This is a genomic window from Dysgonomonas gadei ATCC BAA-286 (genome assembly GCF_000213555.1).
GTDB classification, from domain to species: domain Bacteria; phylum Bacteroidota; class Bacteroidia; order Bacteroidales; family Dysgonomonadaceae; genus Dysgonomonas; species Dysgonomonas gadei.
In genome coordinates this window covers 318,963-332,788 of the sequence record NZ_GL891979.1, presented here as the reverse complement: position 1 = coordinate 332,788, position 13,826 = coordinate 318,963, and the positions used below count along the sequence as shown (strand labels likewise).

Genomic DNA, 13,826 nt, shown 5'->3' with positions numbered 1-13,826 from the left:
ATTAGAATATGAGAAAAAAGATATTAAGTATTTCAATTATTGCTTCAAGCCTGTTATTCGGGACTTTTCACATCTATTCACAGGAAACAGGCGAAACCCCGCAGAAGTATAACCTGCCATATAAGAATACTTATGTGAAAGAGGCCCTGGTCACAGAAAATGAGTACCGCATAGCCAAGCCGGAGGAAATTGCCCCTAAAAGTTTTGAAGAGGCTAAGAACATATTACCCAATCCTATCTGGACAGGCCATGAAAAAGAATTGGAGATGTATTGGAAAGCCTGGCAGATAGCTATCAGCAATATCCGTCAGCCACAGAAAGGTTCCGGTTTTGTATCCAGTTATCTGGATACCGCGTATAACGGAAATATTTTCATGTGGGATTCATCCTTTATGATGATGTTTGCCCGCTATGGATACCGCTTCTTCCCGTTCCAACACACATTGGATAATTTTTACGCCAAACAGCACCCCGACGGATTTATCTGCCGTGAAATAAAAGCAGATGGAGCCGACTGCTTCGAACGATACGATCCGGTAAGTACAGGTCCGAATCTGCTTCCGTGGAGCGAGATATTGTATTACAAACAATACGGGGATAATGAACGTCTCAACAAGATTTTCCCGGCTCTTTGCGCCTATTATAAATGGCTGAAACTAAACCGCACATGGCCTAACGGTACATATTGGTCGAGCGGCTGGGGCACCGGCATGGACAATATGCCACGCGTACAGCCACAATACAGTATGATATACAGTCACGGACATATGGTATGGCTGGATGCATGCCTGCAACAAATACTGATGGCAAATATCCTGCTCGAAATAGGATTCTATCTCGAACGCTGGCAAGAGATTGAAGAATTTGAAGATGAGATAAAAGTACTCACAAAGTACGTTCACGACAATCTGTGGGACGAAAAAACCGGCTATTTATATGACCAGTACGCAGACGGCAGTTTGAATACGACTAAGGGAATCGGTGCATTCTGGTCTTTACATACCGATGTTCTGGATAAAACACAACTGGATAGAATGGTTACTGAACTGGAAAATACTAAAACATTCAACCGCCCGCACAGAGTACCGTCCCTTTCGGCTGACAACCCGAAATACAATCCTAAAGGACGCTACTGGCAAGGAGGCGTATGGCCGGGAACAAATTATATGGTTATTACCGGACTTGATAAAAAAGGATATACCGGACAGGCTAAAGAAATAGCGAAAAACCATTATAATAATGTATTCGAAGTATATAAAAACACCGGCACATTCTGGGAATATTATGCTCCGGAGGCTGCCGAGCCCGGATTTATGGCCCGTAAAGATTTTGTGGGCTGGACGGGTTTGCCCCCTATTGCCATATTTATCGAATATATTCTGGGCATACGTTCCGACTATGCCAATCGTTCGCTTATATGGGATATCACCCAGACAGAAGCACACGGAATAGAACGTTATCCTTTCGGCCCCGACGGGCTTGTTACCCTGAAAGTAAACAAACGCAATTCGCAGGAAGATACGCCATCAGTAACAATAGAGACGAACGTTCCTTTCGAACTGACATTATACTGGGGAAAAGATAAGAGTAAGAAAGTAAGTATAAAAGAAGGTAAGCAGACTCTATGAAAATAGGTATAGATTTAGGAGGCACAAATGTCCGGATGGGCATTGTATCGAACGGTAAAATAATCAACAGGGTAACCGAACCATGCAAGGCTAACAAACCGGAAGAAGCGGTCATCGACCAGCTAAAAGGAATGATACGTCAATTAATAAATCAGGATATAGAAAGCATAGGTATAGGTGTTCCATCGGTAGTCGATGCTGAAAGAGGTATCGTCTACAATGTGGCGAATATACCTTCGTGGAAAGAAGTACATCTGAAAGATATCCTGGAAGAAGAATTCAAAATCCCGGTTTCTGTAAATAACGATTGCAACTGTTTTGCTCTCGGCGAACATTATTACGGAGAAGGTAATGGCTTCAACAACCTTGTCGCGGTTGCTTTAGGCACAGGAGTAGGCGCGGGAATAATTATCGATGGTAAATTATATAACGGAGATAATACCGGTGCCGGAGAAATCGGGTGCCTGCCTTATCTGGAGTATGATTATGAGTCCTATTGCAGCAGTTCTTATTTTGTGAGGGAGCACGGAATTACCGGAAAAGAGGCTTTTGATAAAGCATCTGAAGGAGATGACGAAGCCTTAATGATATGGAAAGAAGCCGGACACCACATTGGTAACCTGATGAAAGTGATCCTTTTTGCATACGATCCCTCTGTTATAATTATGGGTGGCAGCATATCCAATGCTTATAAATTCTTTGCCCCTGCAATGATAGAAACATTAAATACGTTTCCTTACCCTGAAACTGTAAAAAAGGTAGAAATCAGAATATCAAAAAAGGAGGATATTAGCATATTAGGAGCTTCTGTCTTATACTAGTTTGATGATAAACGGCCTTTGGCACAGAATCGAACCAAAGGTCGCTTTATTAGGGAAAGGATATCAGCATCCTTTTATCCTATCCTGGTTTAATAATTCGCAATTATTTACAGTCAATATCTCGACGCATTTTTTTATATCTGTTGGCCTTATAACCACATTGGCCCTCTCACCATTCGAAAAGGCATACATATATTCAATAAATACATCTTCCTTAGCCAAATATTCCAATATGGCAGCTAATGAACCCGGTGTATTGGGACACGACAGACAAAGCACATCATTTACACTTACTCCTAAATGAGCCTCTTTTAGTACTCTTACAGCCAAATCCACATCGGATACTATCAGACGTAAAATCCCGAAGTCGGCACTTTCAGCAAGGCTGAACGCTTTCATATTCACTCCATTCCTACCCAGTATATGCGCTACCTCATTTAGTCGTCCGGTCTTATTTTCTACAAAAATAGATAGTTGTTTTATTGTCATAAGCTAATCAATTAAAGATACGTTTATCAATTACACGCTGCGCCTTACCCTCACTTCGTTTGATACTGTAAGGCTCAACCAGTTTTATATCGGCACTGATTCCAAGTACGCTTTGCAGGCGATGAGCTATCTTCTTTTTCAATGCCATAATCTTTGAGATTTCATCCGAAAAATATCCGTCCCGGACTTCAACCTGTACCTCCAGTATATCCAGATTGTTTACGCGGTCTACTATCAGCAGATAGTGCGGTTCAAATTCTTCCATTTCCAGTATTACACTTTCTATCTGCGATGGAAACACATTCACTCCGCGGATAATCAGCATATCGTCGCTACGCCCTACTATACGGCTCATGCGCACACTGGTACGTCCACATTTACAAGGTTCTTCCGTCAATGAACAAAGATCTTTGGTACGGTAACGCAATAAAGGTAAACCCTCCTTTGTAAGAGTGGTAAACACCAATTCTCCCTGTTCTCCATATGGCATTTGCTCTAATGTGTCAGGTGATACAATTTCAGGTAAAAAATGGTCATCTATAATATGGGAACCGTCTTTGTACCGGCACTCGTGCGACACGCCCGGCCCCATTATCTCACTCAACCCATATATGTTGTAGGCATCTACGCCCAGCTTTGCTTCTATCTCTTTGCGCATATTCTCTGTCCATGGTTCCGCACCCAGAATGGCAGTTCGCAACCTGAATTCCTCACGGGGAATGCCTGTCTTCGCTATCGACTCTGCCAAATAAAGGGCATAAGACGGAGTACAGGCAAGAGCCGTAGCTCCAAAATCGCGTGCAAGCTGAATATGTTTAGCTGTATTTCCTGTAGACATGGGAATAACCGTTGCCCCCAAGTGTTCCACTCCATAGTGTAAACCTAGTCCTCCGGTAAAGAGTCCGTAACCATAGCCTACCGAAAAAATATCGTTCTGATCGGTACCGAAAGCACTCAGACAACGGGCGGTCATCTCAGACCATATGGATAAATCGCGACGGGTATAACCGACTACAGTGGGTGTGCCAGTTGTTCCCGATGAGGCGTGCAGTCTCACAATCTGTGACATAGGCACTGCAAACAAACCGTAAGGATAATTGTCACGCAAATCCTGTTTTGTGGTAAAAGGTAGTTTTACGATATCCTCCACCGAACGAATGTCGCCGGGTGTAATATCCATCTCCTGCATTTTCTGTCTATAGAAAGGAGTACTGTGATATACCTTCTCCACCAGCTTACGCAGACGCTCACCTTGCAGGTTTCGTTTATCCTCGAGGCTCATGCACTCTTTCGGTTCGTTCCAAATCATAATATATTAGTTTTTTTAGTCGTTTATGTTATCAATGGTCTAATTTGAAAAATCTTAATCGTTCATCTAATACAGTATATAGATCTTCACTCATACGCGAACAGCATGCTCTGATACCTTGTTGCTCGCTTCCTGTAGTAGACAAAGCGATAGAACTTATTCCATAATATAACAACTCCCGCATCAGTTCGGCGCAAGACATATCATTGTAACCGATTGTGAAAAAGAAGCCATCGGAAATATCCCTGTCTATATCCTTGTCATATACCACATGAAATCCGTACTTATTGAATAACTCCTTCATCCGGCAGGCACGCCTGCCATATTCGCTTGTCTCTTTTACAAAGTCTAATTCACCATCCGATGCAGCCTTTAGCATTGCTGCGTAACCATACTGTGTAGAATGGGTTATGCCGGAGGTAATCATATACAATATTTCCCCTATAAATGTAGAACCGAAAACACCTGAGCCGGAATACTTCTCTGCCAATGATTCAAATTTACGAAAAAATAATGGGTCCGAAATACAAAGCACCGCGGCACGTTGTCCCGCATAACTGAATATCTTAGATGACGAAAGCATCAAAATATAATTGTCTGTATATCTTGCTACAGTAGGAACAAAAGGCGGTTGGAAAGGCTTACCGAAATCGGTACGAAAATCCATAGCGAAATAGGCTAAATCTTCAATAACGACCGCATCATATTTTGTGGCCAATTCTCCTATTATCTGCAATTCATCTTCCGTCAGGCAAATCCATGCCGGATTATTGGGGTTAGAATAAACAACAGATGATATAGTTCCTCTTTCCAATAGCCCTTCAAGTTTGGCTTTCAATCCTGCACCTCTGTGATTGTAAACATCAAATTCGATATATGGAATATCAAGTATCTTCAATTGGGATTTCTGTATGGGGAATCCGGGATCGATAAACAATACAGTATCTTTTTCTTTATCCCGTTGATTACAAACTATAAATGAGCTGAAAGAGCCTGCAACAGAACCTGTAACCGGTATGCATGAGCCGGATGATATATCAACATCGAGAAACGCTTTAACAAAACGGGATGCTTCTTCCTTCAACACAGGAACACCTGCGGCAGCAGGATACATCGAAGCCACACCCTCATCCAACGCTTTCTTTTCCGCATCTATACCTATCTGGCAAGGCTTAAGACCGGGTACACCCTGATCCATACGGATAAAAGGGATGCCTGTAACCTGTTCAAGTCGCGATGCCAAAAGTAACACTTCACCGATGGTAGCTTTCTCAAGGTTTGTTATTTTCAGTTCGTCAACAACCTGATTTACGAGTTCCTGACTAAATACTCTGTTTTGCATATTATAAACTGCTTGTTAAAATCTGACATATCTGACACTTTTTTCACTATCCTCATCTTAAAATTTCACTTTTATTAACTATACATAGTTAAAAGGTAACAGAAGTAACACTATTTACGCTTTCTTCATTCGTGTTACTTATTACTTAAAACTATTCAAAGAACTACCGGCTAACAGCTATCTACATAGATAAACTTTTACCTCAAAAATATAGTCTTTATACATTTAGCCTGCAATACTCCCGGATATTTCGTTCCTCAAGCATGACAAACAAGAATCATTCTTCTTATTATTTCACTTGTTTTCTGCCTGCACTTTGTCCTTCTCTGAAAGCTTTTATATTCATCTCTACTACAGATTCTCCTTTGCGTCCGAATACCTGCGCAATAGCTTCTTCCAGTTTCGATGCTTCTATACCCAATATCACAGAAGCAGCCCCCAGCAATACCATATTGGCAGCCTTGGCCGCTTTAGCATCTTTAGCAATAGCATCCACATCCAGAAGTATGACATTGGGCAATGATGATAATTCTTTGAGGATCGTATCCAACCCGGGATAATTGGGAATATTGACATAAGGAGAAATATTTGTCACCACCCAGCCCTCTTCTGATAAGTATGGAATATAGCGTAAAGCCTCCATAGGTTCCAATGATATAATGGCATCGGCAGTTCCTTTTGCAATCAGGTCGGAATGTATCGGATTTGACGATATGCGAAGATTAGATTGTACATCCCCTCCCCGTTGGCTCATTCCATGTACTTCAGCCTGTTTGATATGTAATCCCTCGCGAAGCGATGCCTCTCCAATAATGGCAGCAATGGAAAGTATCCCTTGTCCGCCTACACCTGAAAGTATTATATCGAGTTTCATATTATTTTTTTCTTTGTATGTTTTTTCAGTGTCTGTATACATTCTCTGCGGGGAATAATAACTGAAACACCATTATATTCAATTTCTTCACGAATAATATTCTTTATCTCCTCTATATTCTTCGGTAACGGAATCACAATGCGCAGGTGTTCTTTTTCCACACCCACACCAAAGCATATATCTTCCAATTTTTCGTATCCTGCCGAATCCTGCCCTCCGGTCATAGCCGTAGTCAAATTATCTGAAATAACAATGGTCACACTGGCATTCGAATTTACTGCATCCAATAATCCTGTAATTCCTGAATGAGTGAAAGTGGAATCGCCAATAACCGCTACCGATGGGAACAAACCTCCATCAGCAGCACCTTTAGCCATCGTTATAGACGCACCCATATCCACACAGGTATCTATAGCCCGGAAAGGTGGCAATGCTCCAAGCGTATAACAACCTATATCACTAAACACTTTCGCATTTTCATATTCACGAAGCACTTCATTCAATGCGTCATACACGTCCCTATGTCCACAACCTGTACAAAGTGCCGGCGGACGGGGTACAACATTTTCACTTGCTCCCTGATACAGCTTAACCGAGAAACCCAATGCTGCGCGAACATTGTCGGGAGTAAGTTCTCCCACCCGAGGCAATTCGCCCGTCAGGCGTCCTTTAACCTTTCCTGTTTCATCCAGCAATCCGCGAAGCTGCTCCTCTACAAAAGGTTGCCCGTCTTCGAGAACCAAGACCTCATCGCATTCATTCAGCACTTCCCGTATAAGCTCTTTCGGCAAAGGATACTGTGATATTTTTAACACAGTGCGGTCACATCCGTCCGGAAAACTCTCCATCAGGTAGTTATACCCTATTCCGCAAGCAATGATACCTTGCCTGCTACCCTTCTTATAAAGATTATAAGGGGATTCGGTCGAAATCTTCTCCAATTCGGGTTGTGCAGCCAAAAGTTCGTTATATCTTCTTCTTGCATTTACAGGAAGTAGCACCCAACGGGATTTATCTTCGGGAAAATTTATTTCGTTCTGCTCTCTGATTTCTGATATTTCAACCACAGCACGCGAATGTGCCATACGGGTAGTCAGCCTCATCAATACAGGCAATTCGTATTTTTCCGAAATATCGAAAGCATAACGAACCATATCATATGACTCCTGTTGCGACGATGGTTCGAATATAGGCGTAAACGCAAACTTACCATAGAAACGTGAGTCCTGCTCATTCTGTGAAGAATGCATCGAGGGGTCGTCGGCCACTAAGACTACCAGCCCGCCGTTCGTTCCTGTCATTGCCGAATTAATAAAAGCATCGGCTGCAACATTCAGTCCTACATGCTTCATACATACCAATGCCCGCTTTCCAATATAGGACACGCCTAGAGCCGTTTCCACAGCAGTTTTTTCATTGGTACACCATTGACTGTGAATATTCCGCTCCTTTGCTAATGGTGAATCCTGAATGTATTCCGTAATTTCTGTAGAAGGCGTTCCGGGATAAGCATAAACTCCCGTAATGCCTGCGTGGATAGCACCCAGGGCAATAGCCTGGTCACCCAGCATTAATAGTTTTTCTCTCATTTAATTGATTATTCTGTATTTATCGGCATCGTTGAGCGCCGGAAATTTTTCACGAAAGTCTTTTAACATCTGCATATCTATCTTCCCGCAAACTGCATTCTCCTGTCCCTCTTCCGCCGCTACAATTGTTTTTCCTAAATAGTCGAGAAGTACTGTACTTCCGCTATATTTATTTGTAGGATCGTCTCCCACCCTATTCACCCCCGCTATATAACAAAGGTTCTCGATAGCGCGCGCTTTGAGCAGAGTATTCCATGCATCGATACGGACAGTAGGCCAATTGGCAACGTAGATAATCATATCATAATCTCCCCTGTTTCTGGAAAATACAGGAAAGCGCAGATCATAACAGATTTGCAGCAATATTCTTACACCCTTATATTCCACTATCACCCTCTCGTTTCCCGCTGCGTATTCTTTGTCTTCACCTGAGAATGTAAACAGATGCTTCTTATTATAGGCGGCATAACTGCCATCGGGTTTTACGAAATAGAAACGGTTGTAATATTTGCCGTCTTCTTCTACAGAGACACTTCCTGCAATCGCCGCCTTCTTTTTCATAGCGATTGTTTGCATCCAATGAAGAGTCGGGGAGCCAGCCTTCTCAGCAACTTCTGCGGGGGCCATACAAAAACCGGAGGTAAACATTTCAGGTAAGATAACCAAATCTGCTTGTGGTAACGTGTCGATTATCGTCTCTGCATGCGTCCTGTTTTCATTTGGCTTTTGCCACTGTATGTCGGTTTGTAATAGTATAATGTTCATGTGCATTAGATATATGCACCGAAGATAAAGATTTTTAGCGAAAAGCCGAAATGACAATTTGCAATTTTAAATGATTTAAGGATATTATTTTACTAATTATATGGAAAGAGTTTGAACAAGATGATAAAATATCTCATTAAAGTTCACTTACCAACTTCTTCAATTCCATACGGCTTATCTTACCCGTCTCTGTTAAAGGAATTTTATCCACCTTAATAATCTTTTTAGGAATGTAATATGTAGGCTGGATATCTTTCAATATCTCCGGATCAACATCTTTTTCCACAGCAAGAATCAGTGCTTCTCCAAATTTAGGATCGGGAAGAGATGTAACGGCAAAAGAACTATTGATAAGAGACTTCAATATCTTTTCAACTTCTTCTATCTGAATCTTTATTCCTCCGCTGTTAATTACATTATCTTTGCGTCCTGTGATACGGAAACTTCCGTCTTTATCTATCTCCGCAATATCGTTTGTATAAAGTTTTTCACTTGTTACCAACGGCGCATCTATTATCAATGTATTATCATCCGACAATGATAGTGCAACCGATGGAAACGGGATATATGATCCGGAAACACTCTCTCCGTTCAGCCTGCGCAAAGCAATGTGTGAAAGGGTCTCGGTCATTCCATATGTAGAATATATGTTATTAGGAAAAAAATTCAGTTTTTCTTCCAGACGGAAGTCAACCGCTCCTCCTCCTATTATAAGATTTTTTATTTTTTCCAGTTTCTTCTGTTCTTTTTCAGATTGCAAGCTATTATACACCTGCATAGGAATCATCGCTGCAAAATCGAATGTTACTTTTGTATCTTTCAACGGATTGCCCGAAGGAGTAACAGGATACAAATCCATGCCTGCGATCAACGCACGTACCACCATCATTTTACCTGCAATATAATCCAGTGACATACACAGCAGGGCTTTGTTCCCTTCTTTTAATCCGAGGAAAGAACAGGTAAGTTCCGCACTGCGCATCATCCGCTCTTTTTCCACCATCATTTCTTTGGGTACACCTGTTGAACCTGATGTTTGCACCCTGATCAACGGTGAACGGGAAAACCACTCCTTCAGAAATAAATAAAGACTGTAATGAAAATCCGACTTGAGGGCAAAGGCCGGTATTCCTTTGCTCCGGAAAATATCAGGAGTATAAGACCCGCCGTCTATTGTTATTATTTGCCTTTTTATATAAAGCTGATACATTTTTAAGTTACAAATTAAGAAACGAACTGTTCACTGGAAAGTATTCACTGTTGACTATCCAAAGACAATCATCTTGTATAAACAATGGCATCTCTATATTGTTCGTATATAAGCCTCCCGTGCCAAGCCCTTGAGGAAGCGGATTATTGTAAGTAGAACACCATTGAGCTATCGCGTTCAGCCCGATATTCGATTCCAAAGCAGAAGTTATCCACCAGCCGATATCCATTGACCGGGCCAATTCTATCCATTCCGTTGCACCGATGATTCCTCCATGTAAGGTCGGTTTCAGAATAATGTATTGTGGTTTTATAGTTTCCAGCAAGCGTTTCTTTTCTTCAGGATGGTTAACTCCGATCAGTTCCTCATCGAGCGCTATCGGCAAAGGTGTTATTTCTGTTAGTCTGGACATATCGTCCCATTGTCCGGCACGAATGGGTTGTTCGATAGAATGCAAATCCAGTTCGGCCAGCCGTTTCAATTTTTCCGGTGCATCGTCCGGCGAAAATGCCCCGTTTGCATCCACACGCAATGTTATTTTATCAGGGTCATAATGTTTACGGATATAGCGAAGGAGGTCTAGTTCCTGGTCAAAATTGATGGCTCCAATCTTGAGTTTTACACAGTGAAAACCCTGTTCCAACTTAGATTCTATCTGTTCGAGCATGTAATCATAATCACCCATCCATATAAGCCCGTTGATAGGAATTCCTTTCTCTCCCCGGGCAAACGGAGTATCCCATAAACGGAAACAGCCTTGCTCCAACTGCCTCATTGCCGTCTCCAGACCAAAGAGAATGGATGGATACGGACGCAATGTTTCTATATCCAGTTTTCCGTCCTGCTCCAGTTTTTGGCAAAAATAAGATAGCCTATCCTCATAATTTTCGTCATAGTCGCAGCTAAGATCAAAAAGCGGGGCACACTCCCCTATCCCCCACCGTTCGGGCCGGGATGTATCAGCCGCCACCACATACCATATTTTATGGTCGTGATAAACTCCACGCGATGTCCCTGCGGGACGCTTAAAATGGAGAGTATAGGGTATGATCCTGGTTTTAAGCATATCGGCCCCTCCTAGCCTCCCCAAAGGGGAGGAACTCAAAGAAAGTATATATTAGTAATTATCTTTTATCTTTTCGTGGCTTTGCCTAAAGTCCCCTTCGGGGGATTTAGGGGGCCTTACGGAAACTTAGGAAACTTTTTGAAGTCCGGCTTACGCTTTTCGAGGAATGCATGCTTTCCTTCTTGCGCCTCATCTGTCAGGTAATAAAGTAAAGTCGCATTTCCGGCCAGTTCTTGAATACCAGATTGCCCGTCAAGTTCGGCATTGAGTCCCATTTTTATCATACGCAGCGCCATAGGGCTGTGCTGCATCATTTCGTGCGCCCATTTCACAGTTTCGTCTTCCAGCTGATCGAAAGGCACAACAGTGTTTACCAGTCCCATATCCAGAGCTTCCTGCGCTGAATACTGACGACAAAGGAACCATATTTCACGAGCCTTTTTTTGTCCCACTATACGCGCCAGATATGATGACCCGAATCCGGCATCGAAGCTGCCTACACGAGGGCCGGTCTGTCCGAAGATCGCATTTTCGGACGCAATAGACAGGTCACAAACAACGTGCAATACATGTCCCCCACCAATAGCATAACCGTTTACCATAGCAATAACAGGCTTAGGCATTGAACGTATCTGTTTCTGCACTTCAAGCACCTGCAAGCGTGGGACACCATCTTTACCTATATATCCGCCTTTACCTTTTACATTCTGGTCTCCTCCAGCACAGAAAGCTTTATCTCCCGCGCCTGTAAGCACTACGACATAGATATCCTGATTTTCGTGACATATACGAAGCGCATCACTGATCTCCATAGTCGTGGTAGGAGTAAATGCGTTGCGATAACGCGGACGGTTGATTGTTATACGACCTATCCCTTCGAAATAATCGAACAGGATTTCTTCATATTCTTTAATGGTTTGCCATTCTCTTGTTGCCATAATATTATTTTTTCAATTTGCTAATTAGTAAATATGCCAATGTGCCAATAAATATATCATCAAGTATCAAATTATACAACCAGCCGTTGTTCCATTGGCACATTGGCATATTGTCACATTAATTCATTATTTTAGTTTATGATAATAATCCTTGAAAGCTGCTTTGCTTACTTCCATATCAGTAATTACTTCAAGCACCATAGATTCCTGGATCGTCTCATTCATAAATGTCTCGAAAGCCTTACTCAGTTCTTCCCCGTTGGTAGCCGAAAGATATTTCATACCCGAAGCATGCACCCATTCTCCAGCTCCGGTATTATGCGTTGCAGCAACATATTGCTTCAGCGATGGAGCCTTATTCAATCCCGGTAGAAGGTGGAAAATACCGCCGCCGCCATTATTGACGAGCAGTACCCGCAGATTCTTTATATGTGAAATATTCCACAATGAATTCAGTCCGTAAAAAAAACTCAGATCGCCTATAACCAAATAGGTTATGCCCTCGTAAACGGATGCAAAACCAATAGCCGAAGGCAATGAACTTTCTATCCCGTTCGTCCCGCGATTACAAAATACGTCTACTGATTTGTCCAATGTATAAAGCTGTGCATTGCGCACGGTAGAACTGTTAGCCAAATGCAAAACAGAATTGTCCGGTAAGCATTTCAGGAAATCACCCATAGCCCGGATATCGGAAAACAGTGTCTCAGAAGACGGTTCCGTTATCTTCTCCGAAGCCTCTTTCCATAAACCGGAATATGGCCTTTGTTCATCTGCTGAAATGGCATTATACAAAGCATTGAGAAATTTCTCGTTATCAGTCTCAACCAAATCTGTGAGGGATTGGAAAAGGTCTACCACTTCGCCCGACGGAGTAATATGCCAGTGACTTACAGGCTTATTCCCCCTTAGAAATTGCTTCAATCGCTTTGAAACGATATGCCCACCGATAGTAACAACCAAATCGGGTACAAAATCAGTCTTCTTTTCTTCGGGGATAGCATATAATAAAGCATCGAAATTGGATATGAACAAAGGTGAAACACAATTGGACGGATGCTCTACCAAAACGACGCAGTCATTCCGTCCCACTAATTTCTCCAAAACCTTTACTAATCCGGGCGATTTTGGTAACTGCCCAACTATAATCATACGTTTGGGCAAATGGTTCCACTTATCCGAAAAAGGTGTTGTATCAACCGATTTTTCAATAGAGGCAAGATTTATTTTTCTTACCTCGGGAAGTTTCTCCACCGAATAATCGAATAAGGGTTCCGATATAGGTACATTGATATGTACAGGCCCCTGAGCATCAGTCATACAATCAATCAAGGCCTCATTTATAAGACGGTTGCAAAACCATGTATCCCGTTCTGTTTCTATTTCCGGCAGATTCACAGATTTCTTTACCAACGAACCGAAAACTCCTGCCTGCGGCAATGTCTGCCCGTCCATTTGTCCTATCCATTCCTGCGAACGGTCCGCCGAAACCACTATCAGAGGTAATTGCTGGTAGTATGCCTCCGCTACAGCCGGAGCATAATTGAGCAAGGCGGTACCCGATGTACAACAGATTACGACAGGCTTACGGGTACACTGGATAATACCCAGTGCATAGAATGCCGCATTACGCTCGTCCACGATCACATGACAATCGAAAGACGAATCCTGCGAAAATGTCTGCATCAATGGTGCATTGCGTGAACCGGGAGACATTACCACATGCCGTATCCCGTACGCCTTAAGCATCGCTACCGTTTGTAATACATTTTTCTTTACTGAGAACATTTTAGTT

The 13,826-nt window shown here is 42.4% G+C and carries 12 protein-coding genes; 2 read left to right on the top strand and 10 right to left on the bottom strand.

The genetic code is table 11. The features are described from left to right. Positions 1–8: 8 nt before the first annotated feature. On the top strand, positions 9–1,628 hold the full coding sequence (locus HMPREF9455_RS01350; protein ID WP_006797766.1) for an MGH1-like glycoside hydrolase domain-containing protein: 1,620 nt from the start codon (positions 9–11) through the stop codon (positions 1,626–1,628). After that, complete coding sequence (locus HMPREF9455_RS01345; RefSeq protein ID WP_006797765.1) at positions 1,625–2,449, top strand: ROK family protein; 825 nt, start codon at positions 1,625–1,627, stop codon at positions 2,447–2,449. The genes HMPREF9455_RS01350 and HMPREF9455_RS01345 overlap by 4 nt, the downstream gene beginning before the upstream one ends. A gap of 63 nt (positions 2,450–2,512) precedes the next feature. Here HMPREF9455_RS01345 and HMPREF9455_RS01340 read toward each other — a convergent pair whose 3' ends face one another. The 10 genes from HMPREF9455_RS01340 to menD form a co-directional block, all read right to left on the bottom strand. Further along, on the bottom strand, positions 2,513–2,938 hold the full coding sequence (locus tag HMPREF9455_RS01340) for a hypothetical protein (protein WP_006797764.1): 426 nt from the start codon (positions 2,936–2,938) through the stop codon (positions 2,513–2,515). 7 nt (positions 2,939–2,945) lie between these two features. Then, a complete protein-coding gene (locus tag HMPREF9455_RS01335; RefSeq protein WP_006797763.1) occupies positions 2,946–4,247 on the bottom strand; it encodes a phenylacetate--CoA ligase family protein in 1,302 nt (433 codons plus the stop codon). Positions 4,248–4,278: 31 nt separating this feature from the next. Further along, complete coding sequence (locus tag HMPREF9455_RS01330) at positions 4,279–5,589, bottom strand: aminotransferase class I/II-fold pyridoxal phosphate-dependent enzyme (RefSeq protein WP_006797762.1); 1,311 nt, start codon at positions 5,587–5,589, stop codon at positions 4,279–4,281. 289 nt (positions 5,590–5,878) lie between these two features. Then, positions 5,879–6,463, bottom strand: coding sequence for an indolepyruvate oxidoreductase subunit beta (locus HMPREF9455_RS01325; RefSeq protein ID WP_006797761.1), 585 nt, complete (start codon positions 6,461–6,463; stop codon positions 5,879–5,881). Next, positions 6,460–8,052, bottom strand: a complete 1,593-nt coding sequence (locus HMPREF9455_RS01320; protein ID WP_044215313.1) for a thiamine pyrophosphate-dependent enzyme — start codon at positions 8,050–8,052, stop codon at positions 6,460–6,462. Before HMPREF9455_RS01320 ends, HMPREF9455_RS01325 begins: the two co-directional genes overlap by 4 nt. Beyond that, positions 8,053–8,817 (bottom strand): amidohydrolase, encoded by a 765-nt coding sequence (locus HMPREF9455_RS01315; protein WP_006797759.1) that lies wholly within the window; start codon positions 8,815–8,817, stop codon positions 8,053–8,055. Between the two features lie 136 nt (positions 8,818–8,953). Further along, the gene (locus tag HMPREF9455_RS01310; protein WP_006797758.1) at positions 8,954–10,027 is read right to left on the bottom strand and encodes an AMP-binding protein; all 1,074 of its coding nucleotides are present in this window, start codon (positions 10,025–10,027) and stop codon (positions 8,954–8,956) included. 7 nt (positions 10,028–10,034) lie between these two features. Continuing rightward, positions 10,035–11,093, bottom strand: a complete 1,059-nt coding sequence (locus tag HMPREF9455_RS01305; protein WP_044215390.1) for an o-succinylbenzoate synthase — start codon at positions 11,091–11,093, stop codon at positions 10,035–10,037. A 116-nt stretch (positions 11,094–11,209) separates the two neighbouring features. Then, positions 11,210–12,031 carry a 1,4-dihydroxy-2-naphthoyl-CoA synthase gene (gene menB, locus HMPREF9455_RS01300; RefSeq protein WP_006797756.1) on the bottom strand — a complete coding sequence of 274 codons (822 nt, stop codon included), beginning with the start codon at positions 12,029–12,031 and terminating at the stop codon, positions 11,210–11,212. 126 nt (positions 12,032–12,157) lie between these two features. Then, positions 12,158–13,819, bottom strand: coding sequence for a 2-succinyl-5-enolpyruvyl-6-hydroxy-3-cyclohexene-1-carboxylic-acid synthase (gene menD, locus HMPREF9455_RS01295; protein WP_006797754.1), 1,662 nt, complete (start codon positions 13,817–13,819; stop codon positions 12,158–12,160). Positions 13,820–13,826: the final 7 nt, after the last annotated feature.